Origin of the sequence: Lactonifactor longoviformis DSM 17459, assembly GCF_900129135.1 — a bacterium.
GTDB lineage: Bacteria > Bacillota > Clostridia > Lachnospirales > Lachnospiraceae > Lactonifactor > Lactonifactor longoviformis.
The window spans coordinates 1-21464 of the sequence record NZ_FQVI01000035.1; the positions used below are offsets into that span (position 1 = coordinate 1).

A 21464-nucleotide genomic window follows, 5' to 3' on the forward strand; every position below is an offset into this window, starting at 1 on the left:
CAGGAGGTATTGGATAATCTTCAGAGTATCCATGGGGCGTTGCTCCGCATGAACCGCTCCATCCAGGCAGAAGGGACATTTGGAATCATCAAATACGACCGAAGGTATAAGCGAATTGTAAGAAGAGGACTGGATTCGGTAAGAGTAGAGATATTTCTTGTTTCTATCGGCCATAATCTCTATAAAATCTATAATAAGCAGATGAGACTCCGGGAAGTGGCTTAAAGAAGAAAGAGCGCACGTTTGTTGGGGTAAGGGGGATTATGCGCTTTTTACTGCTTTTTTCTTACGCTTTCCACAAAATAAAGAGGGGCTGAAAAAATGGAGTTAGAGCAACTCCATTTTTTCACAGCCCCTTTTCTCAGTTTATTTTACGGAAGAATAATCAATAGGATATTTCTTTTTGCCAATTTTATCGCATACAAAAAGCGTAGCAATTAACAGAACAAAAGTAATTAGTAAAGGAATATACGGGCTGTTCAGAACCCCCATAACCAGGTAGCCCACGAAGGCACAGGCAGTTACAATAGAGGCGTAGACTAGCTGTGTGGATACATGGTCAATGTGGTTGCATCCGGCCCCTGTGGATGAGAGTATGGTGGTGTCAGAAATAGGTGAAATATGGTCTCCGTAAACTGCACCGGCAAGAATGCCTCCCAATACAGGGAACAGCAGGTGTGCGGTATTGGATGGGGTACAGATGGCAGCTCCGATAGGGATCAAAAGAGCCATGGTTCCCCAGGAGGTTCCGGTTGCAAACCCCAAAAACGCCGCTACCAGGAAGATAATAGCAGGCAGAATGAAAACAGGGAAGGAAGAATCATTCACCATATTTCCGATAAAACCGCCGGTGTTAAGATAATCACTGCTGCACACACCGCCGATGGTCCAGGCTAAAATTAAAATCGTAAAGGATGGAACCATAGACTTAATTCCCTCCGTTATACCGCCCATAAATTCAGTGAAATTCAATACTTTTCTGGGTATGAACAGCAGGAAGGTTACGATCAGCGCACAAAAACTTCCCAGCACAAGGGACAGGGAGGAATCACAATTGCCGAAGGACTCTGTAAAGGAAGCTTCGCCGGTAAAACCTCCGCCCGTATACACCATGGCCAGGACCGTAAAAACGATTAAAGCCAGTATGGGGATAACCAGGTCAATCACTTTTCCTTTGGAATTGCCCTTCTGTACTTCCGCACCGCTGATAGTATCATCGCTGGAGAATAAATCTCCTTTTTCAATGGCGTTCTTTTCGAATCTGGCCATTGGGCCGAAGTTGATCCGTGTTGTGCAGATGATAACAATCATGAGAATGGTAGCCAGTGCATAGAGGTTATAAGGAATGATTTTGACAAATGTAGTCATCCCGTTGCCTCCGGTGGCATCTGAGATATAAGTGGCAACCGATGCTCCCCAGCTGGATACCGGGGCAATGATGCAGATAGGGGCGGCGGTGGCGTCAAGCAGGTAGGAAAGCTTGGCCCGCGAGATCCTGTGCTCATCTGTTACCGGCCGCATAACCGTACCTACGGTGAGACAGTTAAAATAATCATCAATAAATATCAGACATCCCAGCGCTGCAGTGGCCAGACTTGCGCCTCGTCTTGTTTTAATGTGATGAATCGCCCACTGCCCATAGGCGGCAGATCCTCCTGCCCTGGTAACCAGAACAACGATAGCCCCCAGGAGCCCTAAAAAGATTAGAATGTTTGCATTTCCGCCGATCTTATCACCCATAATAGTAAACGTATTGACTAATGTGGTAATCGGATTTCCGTGACTGTAGATTAGAGCACCGGCAAGGATCCCAATGATAAGAGAGGAAAGAACCTCTTTGGTAATCAGTGCCAGAATAATTGCGATCAGGGGAGGAAGAATACTCCACCAGCCGAAGTGAGGCATTTGTAACGCTTCCATCTAACAGACCCCCTTCCGTTGCTGCACATATAATAATGCAGTTTGGGCCATCTTCTTTTTCTTCTTCTTGTTCTTCAATATAGATCCCTCCAACAGTATTAAGATAGTCACATTATAATATATTTTGAGATATATTGTCTATAAAAAAAAGAAAAAGTAGAAAATACGCAATGTTTGTCGAAATATGCAATTGCAATATATTATATTGCAAATTAATTCCCCAGATGATAAAATAAGTATTAATCGGAGAGACGTTCTAATTTAAAGGTAAGGTAATCGATCAATTCTTTTCGGGTGGATGGAGGAAGCTTTTGGTAAGCGGTCAAAATATAAATGGTTTCCCGGGTCAATACGGGTAATGTAGGGTTATGCTGATCCTCCAGAGCCACGGTTCCTCTTACGAGAACGTCCAAAGATACAGAGAAGAAATCGGCCATTGCTACCAGCAAGTCCATAGGCGGCATTCGGTGCCCGTTTTCATAATTACAATAAGATTGGCGCTGGAGATTGAAGATATCAGCCATCTCCTGTTGGGTGAGTCCTTTTGCTTTGCGTAGACAGCGCAGGTTAGTTTGAAAATCCATAATAGCCTCCTAAAATCTTCCAGTTAAGTATGGAATCTAGGAGCAATTGTATCAAGAATAAAAGCAGATTTCTTTTAATGCAACAAAATGAATCCTAAAATGTAATAATTAGCAGGAGAAACAGCATAATTCTACAGAATAAAGATGTGTTGGAACGTAAGAAGATTGAGGAAGGGGAGAGCCGTATGTATCACTTGATGGAATTAGGCATTAAATGGAGGAAAAGTAAGAACATTTTTTTAAGAATCTTGTCATTTCTATTTCTGAAGATATCCATTTGCTACGGAAAGATCGTGGAGTCTATGGCGAAAAAGGAAGCCTGGATTTCGGAGGAGGAAGCAGAAAGGATGAAAAAGCAGACCATGGAACGAATTCAGAGGAGGCTGGCAGAAAAAGGATAGGTACCCGTCAGAGGGTACCTGTCCTTTCTTTAAAAGTGTGAATCGGGAGCGCTCAGATAGCTGTTATGGTATTTGCCGGTAAAAGTGACATCTTCCCCGAACCAGGAGGGCGGAAGAAAAGCTTCTGCCATTTCCACAGAGGGGAATTCTACCTCTGCCAGGCACAGGGTTTCGTAAGGGGCATCAAACTGATCCAGCTCAATGGTTAAAACCTCATCCAGGGGGATGACATATCTTGTCTTTGTGAGAACAATACCATCTGCTTTTTGCAGCAGATGTTCATAGGCCGTCTGATTCAGGGGGAGATTGTATTCCTCCCGAACCATCTGGCCTTTGGACTTATAGGTAAGGATATAAGAATCGTCCTGCCTGCGCACGCGGACTACGGGGTCTGTGCACAGATAAGCCTGCTGTATCCGGTGGCTGGGGTACTGCTCCAGGGAAAGCGGACAGTGGTGTATCAGATATTTTCTTTCTATTTCCATATGGGATCCCTCTTTTCTGTTTTTTCATCAGTATAACAGAAAGTGCGCTGGTTGCCAATTGTCCGGCACCGTGATAGAATAGTGGAAAAAGTAAGGAGGACAAACAGATGGCAAAAGTATGCGTATGCCTGGCAGATGGTTTTGAAGAGGTTGAAGGCCTGACGGTAGTAGATATTCTGAGAAGGGCAGATCAGGATGTCTGTATGGCTTCCGTTCATGGAAGACTTTCCGTAGAGGGGGCCCATGGAATAAAAGTAGAAGCAGACTGTACGATAGAAAGTGTAGATTTTTCGCAGATGGATATGCTGGTACTGCCGGGAGGAATGCCCGGAACAAAGAACCTTGGAGCATGCAGCCTGCTTACCGGGCAGCTGAGGAACTTTTATAAGGAAGGGAAAAAAATTGGTGCTATCTGTGCAGCGCCCAGTATCCTGGGAGATTTGAGACTGCTGGAGGGAAAAAAGGCCGCCTGCTATCCCGGATTTGAAAACCGGCTGCGTGGGGCGTCTATAACTTCGGAGAGAGTCGCAGTTGACGGGAATATAATTACAAGCAGAGGGGTTGGAACCGCAATACCTTTTGCACTTGCCCTGGCGGGAATACTGGCCGGCGAGGAAAAGGCACAGGAAATTAAGGAATCCATTATTTATGGACACGTAAAGGAATGACAGAGGTATGTGGACAAGATTAGAATTAAAAAGCAGAGCAAAAAAGTCATTTTCCCGGTTTTACTGGGGGGCAGTCGTGGTATGCCTTGCAGCTTTTCTTTTTACAAATGAATTCGGAAACAATTCTGGATCCGCAGGGGGGGCGCAGCACAGGCAGGAGACAGCCGCAGAACATTTTCGGGGGGAGGCAGAGAGAACAACCGGCATTGTGAACAGCCTGTTTCACAACTCCTTTATCGACAGCGCCAAAGGACTCGCGGACGAGACCTTAAGTCCTTTGGAAAAGATGGGCGCGGTGGGGAAGATGGTCTCCAAATTTATCAAAGCACCGTTTATAGTTATGCTGTATGCTGTCCCACTGGTATTTTCCGTGCTGATGATTTGTTTCAGGATATTAATCGGAAATCCTCTGAATGTGGGATGCAAAAGATATTTCATGAAAAACCGGCAGCAGGAAACACGGGTAGGAGAAATTACATACGGATTTGCAAACGGCTATGGAAACATAGCGTCAACCATGTTCTGCGTAGACTTGTTCACGGCGCTGTGGAGCCTGCTGCTGGTGGTTCCGGGTATTGTGAAAAGCTATGAGTACCGCATGGTGCCCTATATCCTCTGTGAGAATCCTAAGATTGACAGAAGAAGAGCATTTGAATTAAGCAGAATAATGATGGATGGACAGAAGTGGAATACTTTTGTTCTGGATCTGTCCTTCATTCTGTGGAGTCTGCTTGGGACAGTAACCCTGCAGCTGGCTAATATTTTCTATGTACATCCCTATATGTCTGCTACAAATGCAGAGCTGTACGCGGTTCTGCGCAGACATGCTAAGCTGACGGACAATATAGAGGACTGGGAGCTGCCTGGCTTCCGGCAGAGCAATTCATAAAAATTTCCCAATTAGGTCTGAAAAAATACTGGCGTTTTTGAAAAGCTTGTGCTATACTGTTTTAATGACTGTAAGTATGGGAAAGTGTAACGAAAAAAAAGGGGCTGCCATACTGGAAGCCCCTTTTTTAAGCGTATCACATAGAATTAAGGAGGAATTGTTTAAAAATGAGTTTACAGGTAGAAAAGTTAGAAAAGAACATGGCGAAACTGACGGTTGAGGTTTCTGCTGAAGAGTTAGAAAAAGCAATTCAGGGCGCATATCTTAAGAATAAAAACAAGATCAGTATCCCTGGTTTCCGTAAAGGTAAAGCTCCACGTGTTATGATTGAAAAGATGTACGGTGCCGGTATTTTCTATGAAGATGCTGCCAATGCCCTGATCCCGGAAGCATATTCCAAAGCAGTGGAAGAGAGTGAACTGGATGTGGTATCACAGCCGGAGATCGATGTAACACAGCTGGAAAAAGGAAAGCCATTTATCTTTACAGCAGAAGTGGCTGTGAAGCCGGAAGTAACATTGGGAGATTACAAAGGCCTGGAAGTAGAAAAGGCTGATTTAGAAGTAAAAGAAGAAGAGATTGAAGCAGAATTAAAAAAAGAGCAGGAGAATAACTCCAGAACCATCGATGTAGATGACAGGACTGTGGAGAATGGGGATATTACAACCATTGATTTTGACGGTTCTGTGGACGGCGTTCCTTTCGAGGGAGGCAAAGGGGAGGACTATCCTCTGACGATTGGATCCGGCGCATTTATTCCCGGATTTGAGGAGCAGCTGGTAGGGGCTGAGCTTGGGAAAGAGATGGAAGTTCATGTTACTTTCCCGGAAGATTATCACGCAGAAGAGTTAAAAGGAAAAGCAGCTGTATTTAAATGCACTGTGAAGTCTATTAAGGTAAAAGAACTTCCTGAATTAGACGATGAGTTTGCTAAAGATGTATCCGAGTTCGATACTCTGGAAGAGTACAAAAATGATATTAAAGAAAAGCTGGCAGTTCAGAAAGAGGAAGCGGCTAAGCGTGCAAAAGAGGATGCCGTAGTAGATAAGGCTATTGAAAATGCTTCTATGGAGATTCCTGAGCCAATGGTACAGAACCAGATCCGCAACATGGTGGATGATTTTGCAAGAAGAATCCAGTCACAGGGACTTTCCATTGAACAGTATTTCCAGTTTACAGGCCTGGATGCTGAAAAGCTTCAGGAGCAGATGAGACCGCAGGCGTTAAAGCGCATCCAGAGCAGGCTGGTGTTAGAGAAAATTGCGGAAGCGGAAGATATCCAGATCGCAGATGAAAAGTTAGATGAAGAGATTCAGAAGATGGCTGAGATGTACAAGATGGAAGCTGACAAATTAAAGGAATTAATGGGAGATTACGAGAAAGAACAGATGAAGAAAGATATGGCTGTTCAGGAGGCCGTAACATTAATTGCCGAGGCTGCAAAAGAGGTTTAAAAGCGTGTTGAATATGAATAGGAGGAGTTCTCATGAGTTTAGTACCATATGTCATTGAACAGACGAGCAGGGGAGAGAGAAACTACGACATCTATTCCAGACTATTAAAAGAAAGAATCATCTTTTTAGGCGAAGAAGTAAACGATGTGACTGCCAGCCTGGTAGTTGCCCAGCTCCTTTTTTTGGAATCAGAAGATCCGGGAAAGGATATTCAGCTGTATATTAACAGTCCCGGAGGGTCCGTAACCGCAGGACTGGCTATTTATGATACGATGAACTATATTAAGAGTGATGTATCTACCATTTGCATCGGTATGGCTGCAAGTATGGGAGCCTTTCTGCTTGCAGGGGGAGCCAAAGGCAAACGTATGGCGCTGCCCAATGCCGAGATTATGATCCATCAGCCCTCGGGCGGAGCGCAGGGACAGGCAACCGAGATCGAGATTGTGGCGGAACATATCTTGAAGATCAAGAAGAAATTGAATACTATTCTGGCTGCCAATACAGGACAACCAATTGAGGTTATTACTGCGGATACCGAAAGAGACAATTATATGTCCTCTGAGGAAGCCAAGGCGTATGGCCTGATTGATATGGTGATTGAGCACAGATAATTCATTCAGATAAGACTCCTGCTAAATTAGCGGGGGTCTTATGTAGCTCTTAACCCACAGGTATGCCAGACTGAAGAAAGGATATAACTATGGCAATAAAGGGAAATGAACCAAAAATCAGATGTTCTTTCTGCGGAAAGCCGGAAGAACAGGTGCGAAAGCTAATTGCAGGTCCAAACGGAGCATATATCTGCGACGAGTGCATTGAAATCTGCTCAGAGATTATTGATGAGGAGTTCGAGATGTATGACGAGGTGGATGACACCTCCATCAATCTGCTGAAGCCACAGGAGATAAAGGAATTTTTAGATGAATATGTAATCGGACAGGAGGATGCAAAAAAGGTACTTTCTGTTGCTGTATATAATCACTATAAAAGAGTTTTGGCAGGCAAAAGCACTGATGTGGAGCTTCAGAAGAGTAATATTTTGATGCTTGGACCTACTGGTTCGGGAAAAACACTTCTTGCGCAGACCTTGGCTAAGCTTCTGAATGTGCCTTTTGCAATTGCAGATGCCACCAGCCTCACAGAAGCAGGGTATGTGGGAGAGGATGTGGAAAACATTCTGTTGAAAATCATCCAGGCTGCAGAGTACGATATTGAGCGTGCCCAGTATGGAATTATTTATATAGACGAGATTGACAAGATAACAAGAAAATCTGAGAATGCTTCTATTACCAGAGATGTTTCCGGGGAGGGCGTGCAGCAGGCGCTTCTCAAGATTCTGGAAGGTACGGTGGCAAATGTACCGCCGCAGGGAGGAAGGAAACATCCTCATCAGGACTTTATCCAGATCGATACCACAAATATCTTATTTATCTGCGGCGGTGCTTTTGAGGGGCTGGATAAGATTATTGATTCCAGAAAAGATACCAAATCTATAGGATTTAACGCAGAGATACGCACAGGAGAAAAACAGAATGTGGGAGAGCTTTTAAAACAGGCAATGCCCCAGGACTTCGTAAAATTCGGCATGATCCCTGAGTTTGTCGGCCGTGTGCCGGTAGTTGTGTCTCTGGATATGCTGGATGAGGAAGCTCTGCTGAAGATTTTAAAGGAGCCTAAGAACTCATTGGTACGCCAGTATAAAAAATTGTTTGAGCTGGACGGAGTGGAGCTGGATTTCAAGGAGGAGGCCCTTCGGGCGATTGCCGAGAAGTCCATGGAACGGAAGACAGGAGCCAGAGGGCTCCGCGCAATTATGGAGAACACTATGATGGATATCATGTATTCGGCTCCGTCTGACGATACCATCCGTTCCTGCATTATTACAAAAGAGGTAGTGGAAGGAAACGGAGAACCTGAAATTACACGGGGAGAGGGAGGACCCACGCCCAGAAGGGCCGTTTCAGCAAAGAAAAGAGGAAAAGGCGAAACCGCTTAAGAATAGGAAGTGCGAGAATGAGTGACTTAATGAGAATATTACCCGCTATCGCCCTTAGAGGAACCACGATTCTTCCCGGTATGATTGTCCACTTCGATATCAGCCGGGACAAATCTATCAAAGCAGTAGAGACAGCGATGATGAAGGATCAGGTAATATATCTGGTTACCCAGAGAGACCCGGAGGCAGAAGATCCGGGAATGGCAGATTTATACAAGATCGGAACCATTGCTGAAATTAAGCAGGTAGTAAAAGCACCAAAGAATACCCTGCGGATCCTTGTAGAGGGGATAGAACGGGCAGAAATCCTCGGTTTGGAGAACAATGATAAATATCTGGAGGCAGAGGTTGCTGCCTTTGACCAGCAGGATCTGACAGCGCTAAGCGATAATGCGAAAGAGGCCATGCTCAGAAACCTGAAGGAATTATTTATCACATACTGTACCGAGAATCCCAAGATTAGCAAAGAACTGGCAGCACAGCTGCTGGAGATGGAAGACATAGAAAGACTGGTGGATCAGATCGCTATCCACCTTCCCCTGCCTTATACTGACCGCCAGAGAATTCTTGAGGGGATTTCTCTGGAGGATCGGTACGAGGCGCTGGGGTTAGTGCTCTCAAATGAAATTCAGATTATGGAGATCCGCATAGATCTTCAGACAAAGGTAAAAGAGCGGATTGATAAGAATCAGAGAGAATATATATTAAGGGAGCAGTTAAAACTGATCCGGGAGGAGCTGGGGGAAGATCATACCCAGACGGATGCGGAGCAATTTATCGAGGAAGCCAGGAAGCTTCAGGCATCTGAAGAGATCCGGGAAAAAATTATAAAAGAGATAGATCGATTTAAAAATATGAACAGCGGCGCTGCTGAGAGTACGGTGATGAGAGGGTACATTGAGACTCTTCTGAGCCTTCCCTGGGATAAGGCGTCTGAGGATAATCGGGATCTTAAGAAAGCAAATGAGATTCTTGAGGCTGACCATTATGGCTTGGAAAAGGTAAAAGAGCGTATCATGGAGTTTCTTGCGGTCCGCACTCTGACGCAGAAGGGGGAAAGCCCCATTCTCTGTCTGGTGGGGCCTCCGGGAACCGGCAAGACGTCAATCGCTAAGTCAGTAGCCAGAGCGCTGGACAAGGAATATGTACGTATCTGCCTGGGCGGCGTGAGAGACGAAGCTGAGATACGGGGACACAGGAGAACTTATGTAGGGGCAATGCCCGGAAGGATTGCTTCCGGAATGCAGCAGGCGGGAGTGAAAAATCCGCTTATGCTCCTGGACGAGATCGATAAAGTCAGCAGTGATTATAAAGGGGATACCTCATCTGCACTTTTGGAGGTGCTTGACTCCGAGCAGAATAATAAGTTCAGGGATCACTATGTAGAGATTCCTCTGGATCTCTCTGAAGTGCTTTTTATTGCTACAGCCAATGATATGCAGACAATTCCTAAGCCGCTGCTGGACCGGATGGAGATTATAGAAGTCACCAGTTATACCGAGAATGAAAAAGAGCATATTGCAAAGGAACATCTGATTCCCAAGCAGATAAAGGCCCATGGCCTGAACAAAGGCCAGCTGTCTCTTACAGACAAAGCGCTGAAAGAGATGATCCATGGGTATACAAAAGAGGCCGGAGTCCGAAGCCTGGAGAGAAAGATCGGTGAGATCTGCAGGAAGACAGCCCGTGAGATTCTGGAGAAGGGCGAGAACAAGGTCTCAGTTACTGTGAAAAATCTGGATACGTATCTGGGAAAACCGGTGTATACGTATCAGATGAAAAATGAGACAGACGAGGTTGGTATTGTCAGAGGTCTGGCATGGACCAGTGTAGGAGGGGATACCCTACAGATTGAAGTAAACCTGATGCCTGGGACGGGAGAGTTTCTTCTCACAGGTCAGCTGGGAGATGTGATGAAAGAGTCTGCCCAGACGGGGATCAGTTACATCCGTTCTATCGCCGCAGAGTATGGGATAGAACCAGAATTCTTCCAGAAGAATGATTTACATATCCACATACCGGAGGGTGCAGTTCCTAAGGACGGACCTTCCGCGGGTATTACGATGGCGACTGCTATGATATCGGCGATTACAGGCACACCGGTGAAGGCCGATGTGGCTATGACCGGTGAGATCACGCTCAGAGGAAGGGTTCTGCCAATCGGAGGGCTGAAGGAAAAGCTGCTGGCAGCTAAAAATGCCAGGATTAAGAAAGTAGTAGTGCCGGCACAGAATAAGCCGGATGTGGAAGAGATGAGTCAGGAGATTACTCAGGGCCTGGACATCGCCTATGTGGATACTATGAGCCAGGTTCTGGATATTGCCCTGGCAGGAAAAGAAGACTAGCAGTCCGGAAAACGGAGGAAAAAATGGTAATAAAAAATGTATCCCTGGATATTGTGTGCGGTGTGACGAGCACTCTGCCTGAAAATGACCGCCCGGAAATAGCGTTTGCCGGGAAGTCCAATGTGGGAAAATCATCTTTGATTAATGCGCTGATGAACCGGAAGGCACTGGCCAGAACCAGTTCCCAGCCGGGTAAGACACAGACCATTAATTTCTATAATGTAAACGAGAGTATGTACCTGGTGGACCTTCCTGGGTATGGATATGCGAAGGTGTCCCAGGCTGAGAAAGAAAAATGGGGGCATCTGATTGAACGGTATCTGCATGGCTCAAAGATGCTGAAAGCGGTTTTTCTGCTGATAGATATCCGGCACGAGCCTTCTAAGAACGATAAAACCATGTACGAGTGGATTCGTTACAACGGATATCAGCCGATTATCATTGCCACTAAGCTGGATAAATTAAAGAGAAGCCAGATACAAAAGCATATTAAAATGTTACGCCAGGGACTGGAACTGGTTCCGGGAACCCAGATTATTCCGTTTTCTTCTGCGACAAAACAGGGAAGAGACGAGATCTGGGAGCTTATGGATTCTATTCTGGAAGAGAAGAAGGATTGTGAAACCGTAGAGTGACAGTGAGAAATTAAAAAGGCCGCTTTTCCTCTGGAGAAAACAGAGGAAAAGCGGTTTTATTTATAGAAGAAACTGCAGGAGAGAATGTATGCTGAAAGGGATTATATTTGATATGGACGGAGTTCTGATTAATTCGGAGCCGGTTCACTACGAAATTTGGAAAATGACAATGAAGGAGAGAAAAGTTGATCTTTCCTATGAGATCTATAAACCGTGCATTGGATCCACCGCCGGATTTCTCATGAATCTACTCAGTGAGGCCTATGGAGTGGACAAGGATGACAGAAAGCTGATGGAAGAGCATGAAGCGATCAAGTGGAAGGTGATGAAGGAGAGAGGATATCCTCTAATTGAGGGAGTGCCGGAACTCCTGGGGCGTCTTAAGCAAGCAGGATACCGGCTGGCCATAGCGTCCTCGTCGCCGGAACCTTATATTCGGGATGTGGTCCGGTCTCTGGAACTGGAGCCATATTTTCATGTGATCTGCAGCGGTGAGAGTGTCAGGAATCCCAAGCCTGCACCTGATATCTTTCTGAGGACTGCAAAGCTGCTGGGACTTTCGCCAGAAGAATGTATTGTTGTGGAGGATTCCACAAATGGATGCCGGGCTGCCAAAGCCGCCGGGATCTGCTGTGTGGGATACTATAACCCTGACTCAGGAGAACAGGATCTGAGTACTGCTGAGATCATTGTGGAAGGGTATGAAGAAATTGACGGCGGTTTTATGGAAAAAGTATATCGCAGAAGCCGGAAGGAGCCAGTGGTTATCGGGGAAACGTGAAGGGTAACTGTCAGGGAGATGACAGAAGCAGACATCCCTGTCCTGTGGAAGATGTATCAGGAGCCCGAAGTGGCGGACTGGGGATGCCGGATGAAGGAAAGTGAGGAAGAAGAACTGGAGGCATTTCCTTCCTACAGAGAATATATGTATCATTTGTGCGATATGGGATTTTGGACGGTAATAAAAAAAGATACGGGAGAGATTATAGGCCAGGTGGGATTCGAACCCGGCCGGCAGGAGGAAGATGGAATCATGGGAATAGAAATGGGATATATGATAGGACCTTCCTTTCAAGGGAAGGGATATGGCTGGGAAGCCTGCCGGATCGCGATAGAGGCTGCCCGGGATCGGGAGATAAAGGAGCTTTTCTGTCGCATTGACAGAAGGAATCAGGCCTCTGAGGCGCTGGCCCGGAAACTTGGATTTACGAAAGAGGGGGAACTATGGAAAAAAGAAATACTGACATCCTGACAAAGCCTTGGGTGATCTGTTTTCTGGCTCTGTTCTGCACACTGCTGTGGGGAAGCGCATACCCCTGTGTAAAAAATGGGTACAGGCTGTTTCAGATTGCGGGAGATGACACAGGGAGCCAGATACTTTTTGCTGGATATCGTTTTACCCTGGCAGGGGGGATGACATGGCTGATAGCTGGAGTCTCCGCCCGAAAGCTGCCCCTTCCCAAAAAAGAGATTTGGGGCAAGGTTGTGGTACTGGGACTGATACAGACAACAATGCAGTACGTATTTTTTTATCTTGCCCTTGCTAACATTACCGGGGTAAAAGGCGCTATTTTATCTGCGTCCAATTCTTTCTTTTCCATTCTTTTGGCACATTTTTTTATCAGGAACGAAAAGATGAATCTGAAAAAGGGATTCGGCTGTATTTTGGGATTTGCAGGCGTTGTAATAATAAATTACTCAAAAGGCGGTCTGGAAGGCGGGTTTTCCTTTTCCGGGGAAGGATTTATGCTCATCTCCTGTCTGGCCTACGGCATGGCAGCAGTGTACGTAAAAACCTTTGCCCACAGGGATAACTCGTTTACTATCACGGCGTATCAGCTGTTAACAGGGGGGCTGGTGCTGATAGGGATCGGTCTGGTGCTGGGCGGGGAGGTAAAGCAATTTACTCTTCCGGGTATCCTGTTATTGGTCTATATGGCGTTTATCTCCAGCGCCGCATTTTCCGTATGGACCCTTTTGTTAAAATATAATACCGTTGGGCAGGTATCTATATATGGGTTTACGATCCCTGTATTCGGTATTTTATTATCTTCTGTATTTCTTGGGGAAAATGCGTTTACCCTTAAAAATATGGCAGCACTCGCCTGTGTCAGCCTGGGAATCATTGCAGTGAATGTGCAAATTACTTGTAAAGGGAGAGCAAATCGGATACAATAAAGTGAAGTTTATCCTAGAAGCAGAAGAGGAATTACTATGGGTATTATAAAAGCCAGCAAACTGGTGTTTGAGTATTTGAAATATAACGATGAGGGCAAAGTAGAGGAGACAAGCAGAGCCATTGACCGGGTGGATCTGGATGTTGAGGCTGGGCAGTTTATTGCTGTTCTGGGACACAACGGCTCCGGCAAATCTACTCTTGCAAAACATATAAACGGCCTGCTTATACCCACGGAGGGAACGGTATGGGTGGATCACATGAGTACAGAGAATGAAGAGGAACTCTGGAGGATTCGTCAGAAAGCAGGCATGGTATTTCAGAATCCGGATAACCAGATTATCGGGACGGTTGTAGAAGAAGATGTAGGCTTTGGACCGGAAAATATGGGAGTTCCCACAGAAGATATCTGGAGACGGGTAGATGAAAGTCTGCGTGCAGTGGGGATGACTGCTTACCGTCATCATTCGCCGAATAAGCTGTCTGGAGGGCAGAAGCAGAGAGTGGCCATCGCCGGAGTGGTGGCTATGCGGCCAAAATGTATTGTTCTGGACGAGCCTACGGCGATGCTGGATCCCAACGGGAGAAAGGAAGTTTTGCAGGCAGTCAGAGAACTTAATAAAAAAGAAGGGGTTACTGTAATACTGATTACCCACTATATGGAAGAGGTAATCTTTGCTGACCGGGTTATCGTTATGGACCGGGGAAGTATTGTAATGCAGGGGACTCCAAGAGAGATATTTTCCCAGGTAGATACATTAAAAAGTTACCGTCTGGATGTCCCCCAGGTCACGCTTCTTGCCCATGAACTGAGAACGTCGGGGCTTCAGATACCAGAAGGAATTTTAACAATAGATGAGTTGGTGAATGCGATATGTCAATTAAGTTAGAACATGTAACCTATACCTACAGTCCGGGAACTGTATATGAGATGCATGCCCTGGAGGATGTGAATCTTGAGATACGGGACGGGCAGTTTGTGGGAATTATCGGTCATACAGGCAGCGGAAAGTCGACCTTGATTCAGCATTTTAACGGTCTGATGAAACCTACGGGAGGACTTGTACTCTACAACGGGGAAAATATATGGGGGGAGAATTACCCTCTGAAGGCTCTGAGAAGCCATGTGGGACTGGTTTTTCAGTACCCGGAGCATCAGCTGTTTGAGGAGAGTGTGCTGGAAGATGTCTGTTTCGGGCCCAAGAATCAGGGGCTGTCCCCGGATGAGGCAAAAGAAAGGGCAAAAGAGGCGCTTGCCCAGGTTGGTCTGGGGGAGGAATTCTACAGCAGTTCTCCCTTTGAACTGTCTGGAGGACAGAAACGGAGGGCCGCCATCGCGGGGGTTCTGGCAATGAACCCGGATGTACTGGTTCTGGACGAACCCACGGCCGGACTGGATCCCAGAGGCAGAGATGAGATTCTGGATCAGATTGCGGAACTCCACAGTGTGCGGGGGATTACTATTATTCTGGTGTCCCACAGCATGGAAGACATAGCCAAATATGTCGAACGGATTATTGTTATGAACAAGGGGAAGGTTGCATTTGATGATGCGCCCAAGGAAGTATTTTCCCATTACAGAGAATTGGAGGGAATGGGGCTTGCAGCCCCCCAGATTACCTATATTATGCATGCACTGAAGGAAAAGGGCATACCGGTAGATGAAACGGCGACTACAGTGGAGGAAGCCCGGGTAAGTATATTAAAGGCGTTGGGAAAGTAGATCATTATGATAAGAGATATAACAATTGGACAATATTATCCCGCAGATTCCATTCTACATAGATTGGATCCCCGGGTAAAATTTATCGGAACACTGATTTTTCTGGTATCCCTTTTTGTATCCAACAAGTGGGAGGGATATCTGCTGGCTACGGCCTTTTTAGGGGCAATGATTCTAATATCCAAAGTACCCTTTGGATTTATGGTAAAGGGACTTAAGCCCATCTTTATGATTCTTCTGATTACCGTAGCCTTTAATCTGTTTCTTACACCGGGAACTATTCTGGTGCAGTTCTGGATCTTTAAAATAACAGATGCAGGGTGTCTGCAGGCAGGAAAAATGGCAATACGGCTGATTTATCTGATTATCGGATCTTCCGTCATGACACTTACAACGACGCCCAATCAGCTGACGGACGGATTGGAGAAGCTTATGAGGCCGTTGACTAGGATTAAGGTTCCTGTTCACGAGATTGCTATGATGATGTCCATTGCTCTGCGTTTTATTCCCATCCTTATGGAGGAGACGGACAAGATCATGAAGGCCCAGATTGCCAGGGGGGCAGACTTTGAGAGCGGGAATCTGATAAAGAAAGCAAAGGCGCTGATTCCTCTCCTGGTTCCTCTGTTTATCTCGGCGTTCCGCCGGGCCAATGATCTGGCCATGGCCATGGAAGCCAGGTGCTACCATGGCGGCGAGGGAAGAACGCAGATGAAACCGCTGAAATATGCATCCAGGGATCTGGCCGCATACGGAATCATGCTTCTCTATCTGGCGGGCAGTATCGTAATCCGGATCCTGGGGAGGTAGTTTATGAAGCGTGTTATGATTGTAGTCGCATACGACGGGACAAATTACTGTGGATGGCAGGTGCAGCCTAACGGTATTACCATACAGGAAGTTTTAGAGCGGCATCTGAGTGAACTGCTGAAAGAGCCCGTCTCTGTCTTGGGGGCCAGCAGGACAGATGCAGGGGTACACGCCTTGGGGAATGCAGCGGTATTTGATACTAACAGCAGAATGCCGGGGGAGAAGATCTCCTACGCACTGAATCAGAGACTGCCTGAGGATATCCGGATTCAGGAATCAAAGGAGGTCCCTCTGGATTTTCACCCCAGATACCAGAAAAGTGAAAAGACGTATGAGTACCGAATCCTCAACCGGAGATTTCCGATTCCTACGGAACGGTTTTATTCTTATTTTACGTATGTTCCGCTGGATGTGGAAAAGATGAGAGAGGCAGCAGAACATCTCATTGGTGAGCATGACTTTAAGAGTTTCTGCGGTACCGGCGCCCAGGTGAAAACTACAGTGCGCAATGTTACCGGTCTGACGATACAAAAGAACGGCGATGAGATTATTATCCGGGTGACAGGTATGGGATTTCTTTATAATATGGTGCGTATTATTGCAGGAACTCTGATGGAAGTAGGATGTGGGAAGTATCCGCCGGTGTATGTAAAGGAGATACTTGAGGCCAGGGACAGGAAGACGGCCGGCAATACAGCGCCTGCCCGGGGTTTGACATTGGTTGGAGTGCGTTATTTTAGTGATGAAACCAGATACTGAGAATCGCAGACAGGTTATGATATCACATTGCCGAATTGAGGCAGAAGCGCTTAACAGGTCTCTCTGGGTAAATTTAGCAGAAAATATGGCAAAAAAGCAAAAAACCTGTTGACACACGTGGGTGAGTATAATATAATATTTCAATGTGACGTAGTGCGAAAATACCCGGTCCCTGCCCCGGCGAAGGTATTTTACATTATAGATTTTAAGTTAAAAAATTATTGAATCCATATGTAAAACAGGAGGTAAAACCATGAACAGTTATATGGCTAATCCAGATAAGGTTGAAAGAAAATGGTATGTAGTAGACGCTGATGGACAGACATTAGGCCGTCTCGCATCTGAAATTGCTAAGGTATTAAGAGGAAAGAATAAACCAATCTATACTCCTCATATCGATACAGGAGATTATGTAATCGTTGTAAACGCTGACAAGATCAATGTTACAGGTAAAAAATTAGACCAGAAAGTTTATTACCACCATTCAGACTATGTAGGCGGAATGAAAGAAACTACATTAAGAGAAATGTTAGCAAAGAAACCTGAAAAAGTAATCGAGCTTGCAGTTAAGGGTATGCTTCCAAAGGGACCTTTAGGAAGAGCAATGATCGGTAAACTTCACGTATACGCTGGACCGGAGCATAAGCATGAAGCTCAGAAACCAGAAGTATTAACATTTTAGTAGGAGGTAAAAAACATTGGCTAATTCAAAATTCTACGGAACCGGAAGAAGAAAAAAATCTATCGCAAGAGTATATTTAGTACCTGGAACAGGTAAGATTACAATCAATAAAAGAGACATTGATGAGTATTTAGGATTAGAGACATTAAAAGTTATCGTTCGTCAGCCGTTAGTGGCAACAGAGACCGCTGATAAGTTTGATGTATTAGTAAATGTTCATGGCGGCGGTTATACCGGACAGGCTGGTGCTATCCGTCACGGCATTGCCAGAGCACTGCTTCAGGCAGACGATGATTTCAGACCAGTTCTCAAAAAAGCCGGATATCTGACAAGAGATCCAAGAATGAAAGAGAGAAAGAAATACGGTCTCAAAGCAGCTCGTCGTGCACCGCAGTTCTCAAAGAGATAATCATACGTTTCAGAACGTCCAATTTCAAAAAGATCTCACAACTCCTCAGGACTTTGGTTTTGGGGAGTTTTTAATTCTTTTTATTAGAGAACTGTGATAAAATCAAGTTATCTTGATAGTTAAATAATTATAACTAAAGGAGGGGATGATATTCCGGTAACAGATATAGATGAGGCGAAAGTGTCCAGATTAATTTGAACCAAGTGAAAAATAAGGGTAAACCTTTCGCAGGAATTGAAAGAGGTAAAATTATTCAAAATAAAGCATTATACTCAATAAAAAAGATGAAAATGGAATTCGTCTGCTGCTTGTTCTGTTTATAACTGGCAGGGGGACGAGGGTAGGGAGGACATACGATTGAATAATCAGGAACGCAGAGATCTTGGGATGGCTTATATTGCAGATGAATCCGTCATGGAGGAACAGAAGGTTTGCAGAAAAATTCTGCATAGGCTGAATACTGCAGACCCTTCAAACTTTGATGAAATCGGAAGAATTGTAAAGGAGTTACTGGGCAAATCGGAACAAGCATGTATCAATCCCCCGTTTTATTGTGATTATGGCACTCATATTGAGGTTGGAAAAAACTTCTTCGCAAACTATAACTGCACGATTATAGATGTGGCAAAGGTGACAATTGGGGATAATTGTCAGATGGCCCCGAATGTGGCAATTTATACAGCCGGACATCCGGTGCATCCCACAGCAAGGAATACCCTGTATGAATATGGAATTGAAGTAACCATCGGGGACAATGTATGGATTGGCGGCAATACCGTTATTCTCCCCGGGGTTCATATCGGAAGCAATACCGTCATTGGTGCGGGAAGTGTTGTTTCTAAGGATATTCCGGATTGGGTGGTTGCCGTGGGAAATCCCTGCAGAGTGGTTCGGAAAATCACGGAGGAAGATAAGAAGTTTTTATATAAAGACAGAGTATTTGATGATGAAGTCCTGGATGTAATACAACGGCTGGAGTGAGAGGAAAGCGCTCAGCAGAAAACAGATAAAGGAAGAGGCGGGAAGAAGACTCCGGCCTCTTTCTTTATGCCTGCATATTCGAAGCAGCCGGCCTGGGGGACAAGTGCGGATAACACCTAATATATTTCCGGAATCCGAATAGAAGATGCCCGGTAATAGCTGTATTTTTTAATCATATACTTCTTGGCATGTTCTAATGTATAACGATAGCAATCTCTCATGCCGGCTGCAAATGCCTTTGCATTTCCTTCCTGCAGGTGCAGAACCGCTGCAATGATTTGTTGGTTGAGATTCTGAAGCACTTGCTTTTTCGTGTCATAATAAGCGATATAGTGACCCCATTCCGTAAGGCGGAATGCTTCTGTCAATATAGTTTGGAGAGGCTTCCATTCAATATGTTTTAAAATCGCCTCGAAAATATCAATGATACAAATGGAATCCTGCCGTGAGAATTTATCACATAATTCGTCCAATTCTTTTGAAGTAAACTTGGGAGCCGCCATCAAAGCCGCAGAGTAGATAATTAATGCCAGCAATTGGAGTGCATAAAGGTATTGGAGTGCCTCTTCTGTACGTCTTGGATTAGGAAGCAGCTGATTTACCCTGGAATCGTCCGGTTCGATCACAATAGTGCCCTTAGCGTTTAATGTCTTTACAAAACCTCTCTGCGCTAGTTCCCCCAATGCTTTTCTGATTGTGGATACGGAGACCCCGTACTGGTGTGCTAATTGTTTCTCATAAGGAAGATATGTTCCGCAGGGATATTCGCCATTGCCGATTTTCTGGTTCAAATCGCTGACGATTCTTGTGTAAAAGTAGTCTTTTCCGCGCGTTGGTCTCCATAAAAAGGAAGCAGATAAAGGCGCAGGACATGAAGAGGTCATACATGCTAAGTGATCCAAAGTGCCTGCAATGGAATCGGAAAGTGTTTGAAATAAATGTACTAACTGCCTATGCTTAACAGCAGGGTCGTTTCCTTTCAAAATATCTACAAGAACATCTGCATTGGATAGGGAGGGCCCCAGAAAGGTTTCTAAAAAGTAAGGACATTCCTCTGTAAAAAAGCTTAGATCATTATGAAGCTCAAAGGTGGAAAATAGGTTAGCAAGCAAGGGATTCCCCCCAATTTCTAATATCTCTTTTATAAACTTAGAAGAAGATCTCCACCCGTCTTTGGAAAGTCCAAGGCGTGATGCTTTTAATGCCTGCTTGTAATGAGGCATTATCTCTAAGTTTAAGTTCTGGGAAGCAAAGACAAGAAGGGGCGGTAATAGTAATCCAAAGGTCTTATATAGCTGTACAATACTCTCTCTTTTTCTCAATATGTCAAACTCCATGTCCCCGGCCCTTGAAGCACTCTTTCCTGAGAGAACGATTGGGGCAAGGCGCGGCTTTATATCAATAAATCCTTCATCTTTCAATACCTCTAGAACACAGTTAATCGTATAGCGGCTTGCATGGTACTGATTACAGAGCATCCTTGAAGATGGCAGACGATTACCTGGAGGAATCTGGCCATTTATAATGAGCTGCTTTATTTCATGATAGATAAATGAGAACTTGGTTTCTTGCGGTTCCATAATTCGTCTCCTGTCCATTCTGATTTTATTATACTCTGTATAGGATGGATTGTCAGTAAAAAAACCACAGCTATATGTATACCTGTCCAATATGATTATTGCGAGACCACAGAGAATGTATTTATAATAAAACCGTATTATGACAGGAGAGAGATTAAAAATAATGGATAAGCAAAAAATCTTAATAGTAGACGATTCAGAAATAAATAGGGCTCTTTTGGCTGATATCCTTGAAGACCAATATGAGGTTGTGGAGGCAGATAACGGTGCAGCGGCAGTAGCACTTCTATCCCAGCACAGAATGGATTTTTCGCTTCTTCTTTTGGATATTATGATGCCGGAGATGGATGGGTTTGAGGTCCTGTCCTATATAAACAGATACCACTGGAACGACACATTTGCCGTTATTATGATATCTGCGGATGATTCCCCCGCAAATATAAGACGTGCTTACGACTTGGGGGCCTTACCGGGGAGGAATTTGAAGTGATAAAGACCCATGCGGCAATCGGTGCAAAAATGCTGTCAGAATTACCCATTGAACAGCAGGAACTGCCTCTTGTCAAAGTGGCTTCTGAAATTTGTCGGTGGCATCACGAAAGATATGATGGAACCGGTTATCCGGATAAATTAGTGGGGGATGAAATACCCATTTCAGCCCAGGTGGTTTCCTTGGCAGATGTATACGATGCTCTAATCAGCGAGCGGTGCTATAAGAAAGCTTATACATATAGCGAAGCATTGACAACGATTTTGGAAGGACAATGCGGAACCTTTAATCCAATTCTGATACAATGTCTTCTGGAAATAGCCGATACGATTAAAACCGAGTTAAGGGATATCTCCCTAGCACAAGAGGATAAATATATTCGCAGCATGAGAAACAAAATAGATTATGACAGACTGCTCACCCGTAAAAGGTGCAGTTCTCTGTCCCGCCTACAGTCATACGGGGAGGTATAGC

At 45.1% G+C, this 21464-nt stretch carries 24 protein-coding genes and 1 pseudogene; 21 read left to right on the forward strand and 4 right to left on the reverse strand.

The window, feature by feature from the left end:
• Positions 1-225 (forward strand): transposase (locus BUA56_RS19960; protein WP_072854537.1); only part of this gene is annotated, 225 nt, incomplete at its 5' end.
• 141 nt (positions 226-366) lie between these two features.
• Here the strand turns inward: BUA56_RS19960 and BUA56_RS19965 are convergent.
• On the reverse strand, positions 367-1920 hold the full coding sequence (locus BUA56_RS19965; RefSeq protein WP_072854538.1) for a Na+/H+ antiporter NhaC family protein: 1554 nt from the start codon (positions 1918-1920) through the stop codon (positions 367-369).
• A 239-nt stretch (positions 1921-2159) separates the two neighbouring features.
• Positions 2160-2504, reverse strand: a complete 345-nt coding sequence (locus tag BUA56_RS19970) for a helix-turn-helix domain-containing protein (RefSeq protein ID WP_072854539.1) — start codon at positions 2502-2504, stop codon at positions 2160-2162.
• 149 nt (positions 2505-2653) lie between these two features.
• Between BUA56_RS19970 and BUA56_RS19975 the strand changes: the two genes are divergently transcribed.
• Positions 2654-2905 (forward strand): hypothetical protein, encoded by a 252-nt coding sequence (locus tag BUA56_RS19975; protein WP_207650955.1) that lies wholly within the window; start codon positions 2654-2656, stop codon positions 2903-2905.
• A gap of 29 nt (positions 2906-2934) precedes the next feature.
• Here the strand turns inward: BUA56_RS19975 and BUA56_RS19980 are convergent, their stop codons facing one another.
• Entirely contained in the window at positions 2935-3390 is a 456-nt protein-coding gene (locus BUA56_RS19980; RefSeq protein ID WP_072854541.1) for a CYTH domain-containing protein, read from the reverse strand.
• Between the two features lie 107 nt (positions 3391-3497).
• Between BUA56_RS19980 and BUA56_RS19985 the strand changes: the two genes are divergently transcribed.
• The 17 genes and pseudogenes from BUA56_RS19985 (at position 3498) to BUA56_RS20065 (ending at position 18920) form a co-directional block, all read left to right on the forward strand.
• Positions 3498-4058, forward strand: coding sequence for a DJ-1 family glyoxalase III (locus BUA56_RS19985; RefSeq protein ID WP_072854542.1), 561 nt, complete (start codon positions 3498-3500; stop codon positions 4056-4058).
• 7 nt (positions 4059-4065) lie between these two features.
• On the forward strand, positions 4066-4947 hold the full coding sequence (locus tag BUA56_RS19990; RefSeq protein ID WP_072854543.1) for a DUF975 family protein: 882 nt from the start codon (positions 4066-4068) through the stop codon (positions 4945-4947).
• A 167-nt stretch (positions 4948-5114) separates the two neighbouring features.
• The gene (gene tig / locus BUA56_RS19995; RefSeq protein WP_072854544.1) at positions 5115-6401 is read left to right on the forward strand and encodes a trigger factor; all 1287 of its coding nucleotides are present in this window, start codon (positions 5115-5117) and stop codon (positions 6399-6401) included.
• A 32-nt stretch (positions 6402-6433) separates the two neighbouring features.
• Positions 6434-7015 carry an ATP-dependent Clp endopeptidase proteolytic subunit ClpP gene (gene clpP, locus BUA56_RS20000; protein ID WP_072854545.1) on the forward strand — a complete coding sequence of 194 codons (582 nt, stop codon included), beginning with the start codon at positions 6434-6436 and terminating at the stop codon, positions 7013-7015.
• 89 nt (positions 7016-7104) lie between these two features.
• Positions 7105-8400 carry an ATP-dependent Clp protease ATP-binding subunit ClpX gene (clpX, locus tag BUA56_RS20005; protein ID WP_072854546.1) on the forward strand — a complete coding sequence of 432 codons (1296 nt, stop codon included), beginning with the start codon at positions 7105-7107 and terminating at the stop codon, positions 8398-8400.
• Positions 8401-8417: 17 nt separating this feature from the next.
• The gene (gene lon / locus BUA56_RS20010) at positions 8418-10745 is read left to right on the forward strand and encodes an endopeptidase La (protein ID WP_072854547.1); all 2328 of its coding nucleotides are present in this window, start codon (positions 8418-8420) and stop codon (positions 10743-10745) included.
• Positions 10746-10768: 23 nt separating this feature from the next.
• Complete coding sequence (gene yihA, locus BUA56_RS20015; RefSeq protein ID WP_072854548.1) at positions 10769-11380, forward strand: ribosome biogenesis GTP-binding protein YihA/YsxC; 612 nt, start codon at positions 10769-10771, stop codon at positions 11378-11380.
• A gap of 88 nt (positions 11381-11468) precedes the next feature.
• A complete protein-coding gene (locus BUA56_RS20020) occupies positions 11469-12161 on the forward strand; it encodes an HAD family hydrolase (RefSeq protein ID WP_072854549.1) in 693 nt (230 codons plus the stop codon).
• A gap of 12 nt (positions 12162-12173) precedes the next feature.
• A pseudogene (locus tag BUA56_RS20025) lies at positions 12174-12632 on the forward strand (GNAT family N-acetyltransferase); the annotation flags it as partial.
• Positions 12605-13558: a DMT family transporter gene (locus BUA56_RS20030; protein WP_072854550.1), complete on the forward strand. Its 954-nt coding sequence runs from the start codon at positions 12605-12607 to the stop codon at positions 13556-13558. The pseudogene BUA56_RS20025 and the gene BUA56_RS20030, both read left to right, overlap by 28 nt.
• Positions 13559-13594: 36 nt before the next feature.
• Complete coding sequence (locus BUA56_RS20035; RefSeq protein ID WP_072854551.1) at positions 13595-14446, forward strand: energy-coupling factor transporter ATPase; 852 nt, start codon at positions 13595-13597, stop codon at positions 14444-14446.
• On the forward strand, positions 14431-15279 hold the full coding sequence (locus tag BUA56_RS20040) for an energy-coupling factor transporter ATPase (protein ID WP_072854552.1): 849 nt from the start codon (positions 14431-14433) through the stop codon (positions 15277-15279). Before BUA56_RS20035 ends, BUA56_RS20040 begins: the two co-directional genes overlap by 16 nt.
• 6 nt (positions 15280-15285) lie before the next feature.
• Entirely contained in the window at positions 15286-16089 is an 804-nt protein-coding gene (locus BUA56_RS20045; RefSeq protein WP_072854553.1) for an energy-coupling factor transporter transmembrane component T family protein, read from the forward strand.
• A 3-nt stretch (positions 16090-16092) separates the two neighbouring features.
• The gene (truA, locus tag BUA56_RS20050) at positions 16093-16848 is read left to right on the forward strand and encodes a tRNA pseudouridine(38-40) synthase TruA (RefSeq protein WP_072854554.1); all 756 of its coding nucleotides are present in this window, start codon (positions 16093-16095) and stop codon (positions 16846-16848) included.
• A 253-nt stretch (positions 16849-17101) separates the two neighbouring features.
• Entirely contained in the window at positions 17102-17530 is a 429-nt protein-coding gene (gene rplM, locus BUA56_RS20055; protein ID WP_072854555.1) for a 50S ribosomal protein L13, read from the forward strand.
• Positions 17531-17546: 16 nt separating this feature from the next.
• Complete coding sequence (rpsI, locus tag BUA56_RS20060) at positions 17547-17939, forward strand: 30S ribosomal protein S9 (RefSeq protein ID WP_072854556.1); 393 nt, start codon at positions 17547-17549, stop codon at positions 17937-17939.
• 357 nt (positions 17940-18296) lie between these two features.
• The gene (locus BUA56_RS20065; protein WP_072854557.1) at positions 18297-18920 is read left to right on the forward strand and encodes a sugar O-acetyltransferase; all 624 of its coding nucleotides are present in this window, start codon (positions 18297-18299) and stop codon (positions 18918-18920) included.
• A gap of 116 nt (positions 18921-19036) precedes the next feature.
• Here BUA56_RS20065 and BUA56_RS20070 read toward each other — a convergent pair whose 3' ends face one another.
• Entirely contained in the window at positions 19037-20500 is a 1464-nt protein-coding gene (locus tag BUA56_RS20070; RefSeq protein ID WP_072854558.1) for a GntR family transcriptional regulator, read from the reverse strand.
• A 139-nt stretch (positions 20501-20639) separates the two neighbouring features.
• Between BUA56_RS20070 and BUA56_RS24010 the strand changes: the two genes are divergently transcribed.
• Together BUA56_RS24010 and BUA56_RS24015 are read left to right on the forward strand one after the other, a co-directional pair.
• Positions 20640-20990 (forward strand): response regulator, encoded by a 351-nt coding sequence (locus BUA56_RS24010; RefSeq protein WP_341443525.1) that lies wholly within the window; start codon positions 20640-20642, stop codon positions 20988-20990.
• Positions 20987-21463 (forward strand): HD-GYP domain-containing protein, encoded by a 477-nt coding sequence (locus BUA56_RS24015; protein WP_072854560.1) that lies wholly within the window; start codon positions 20987-20989, stop codon positions 21461-21463. The genes BUA56_RS24010 and BUA56_RS24015 overlap by 4 nt, the downstream gene beginning before the upstream one ends.
• Position 21464: the final 1 nt, after the last annotated feature.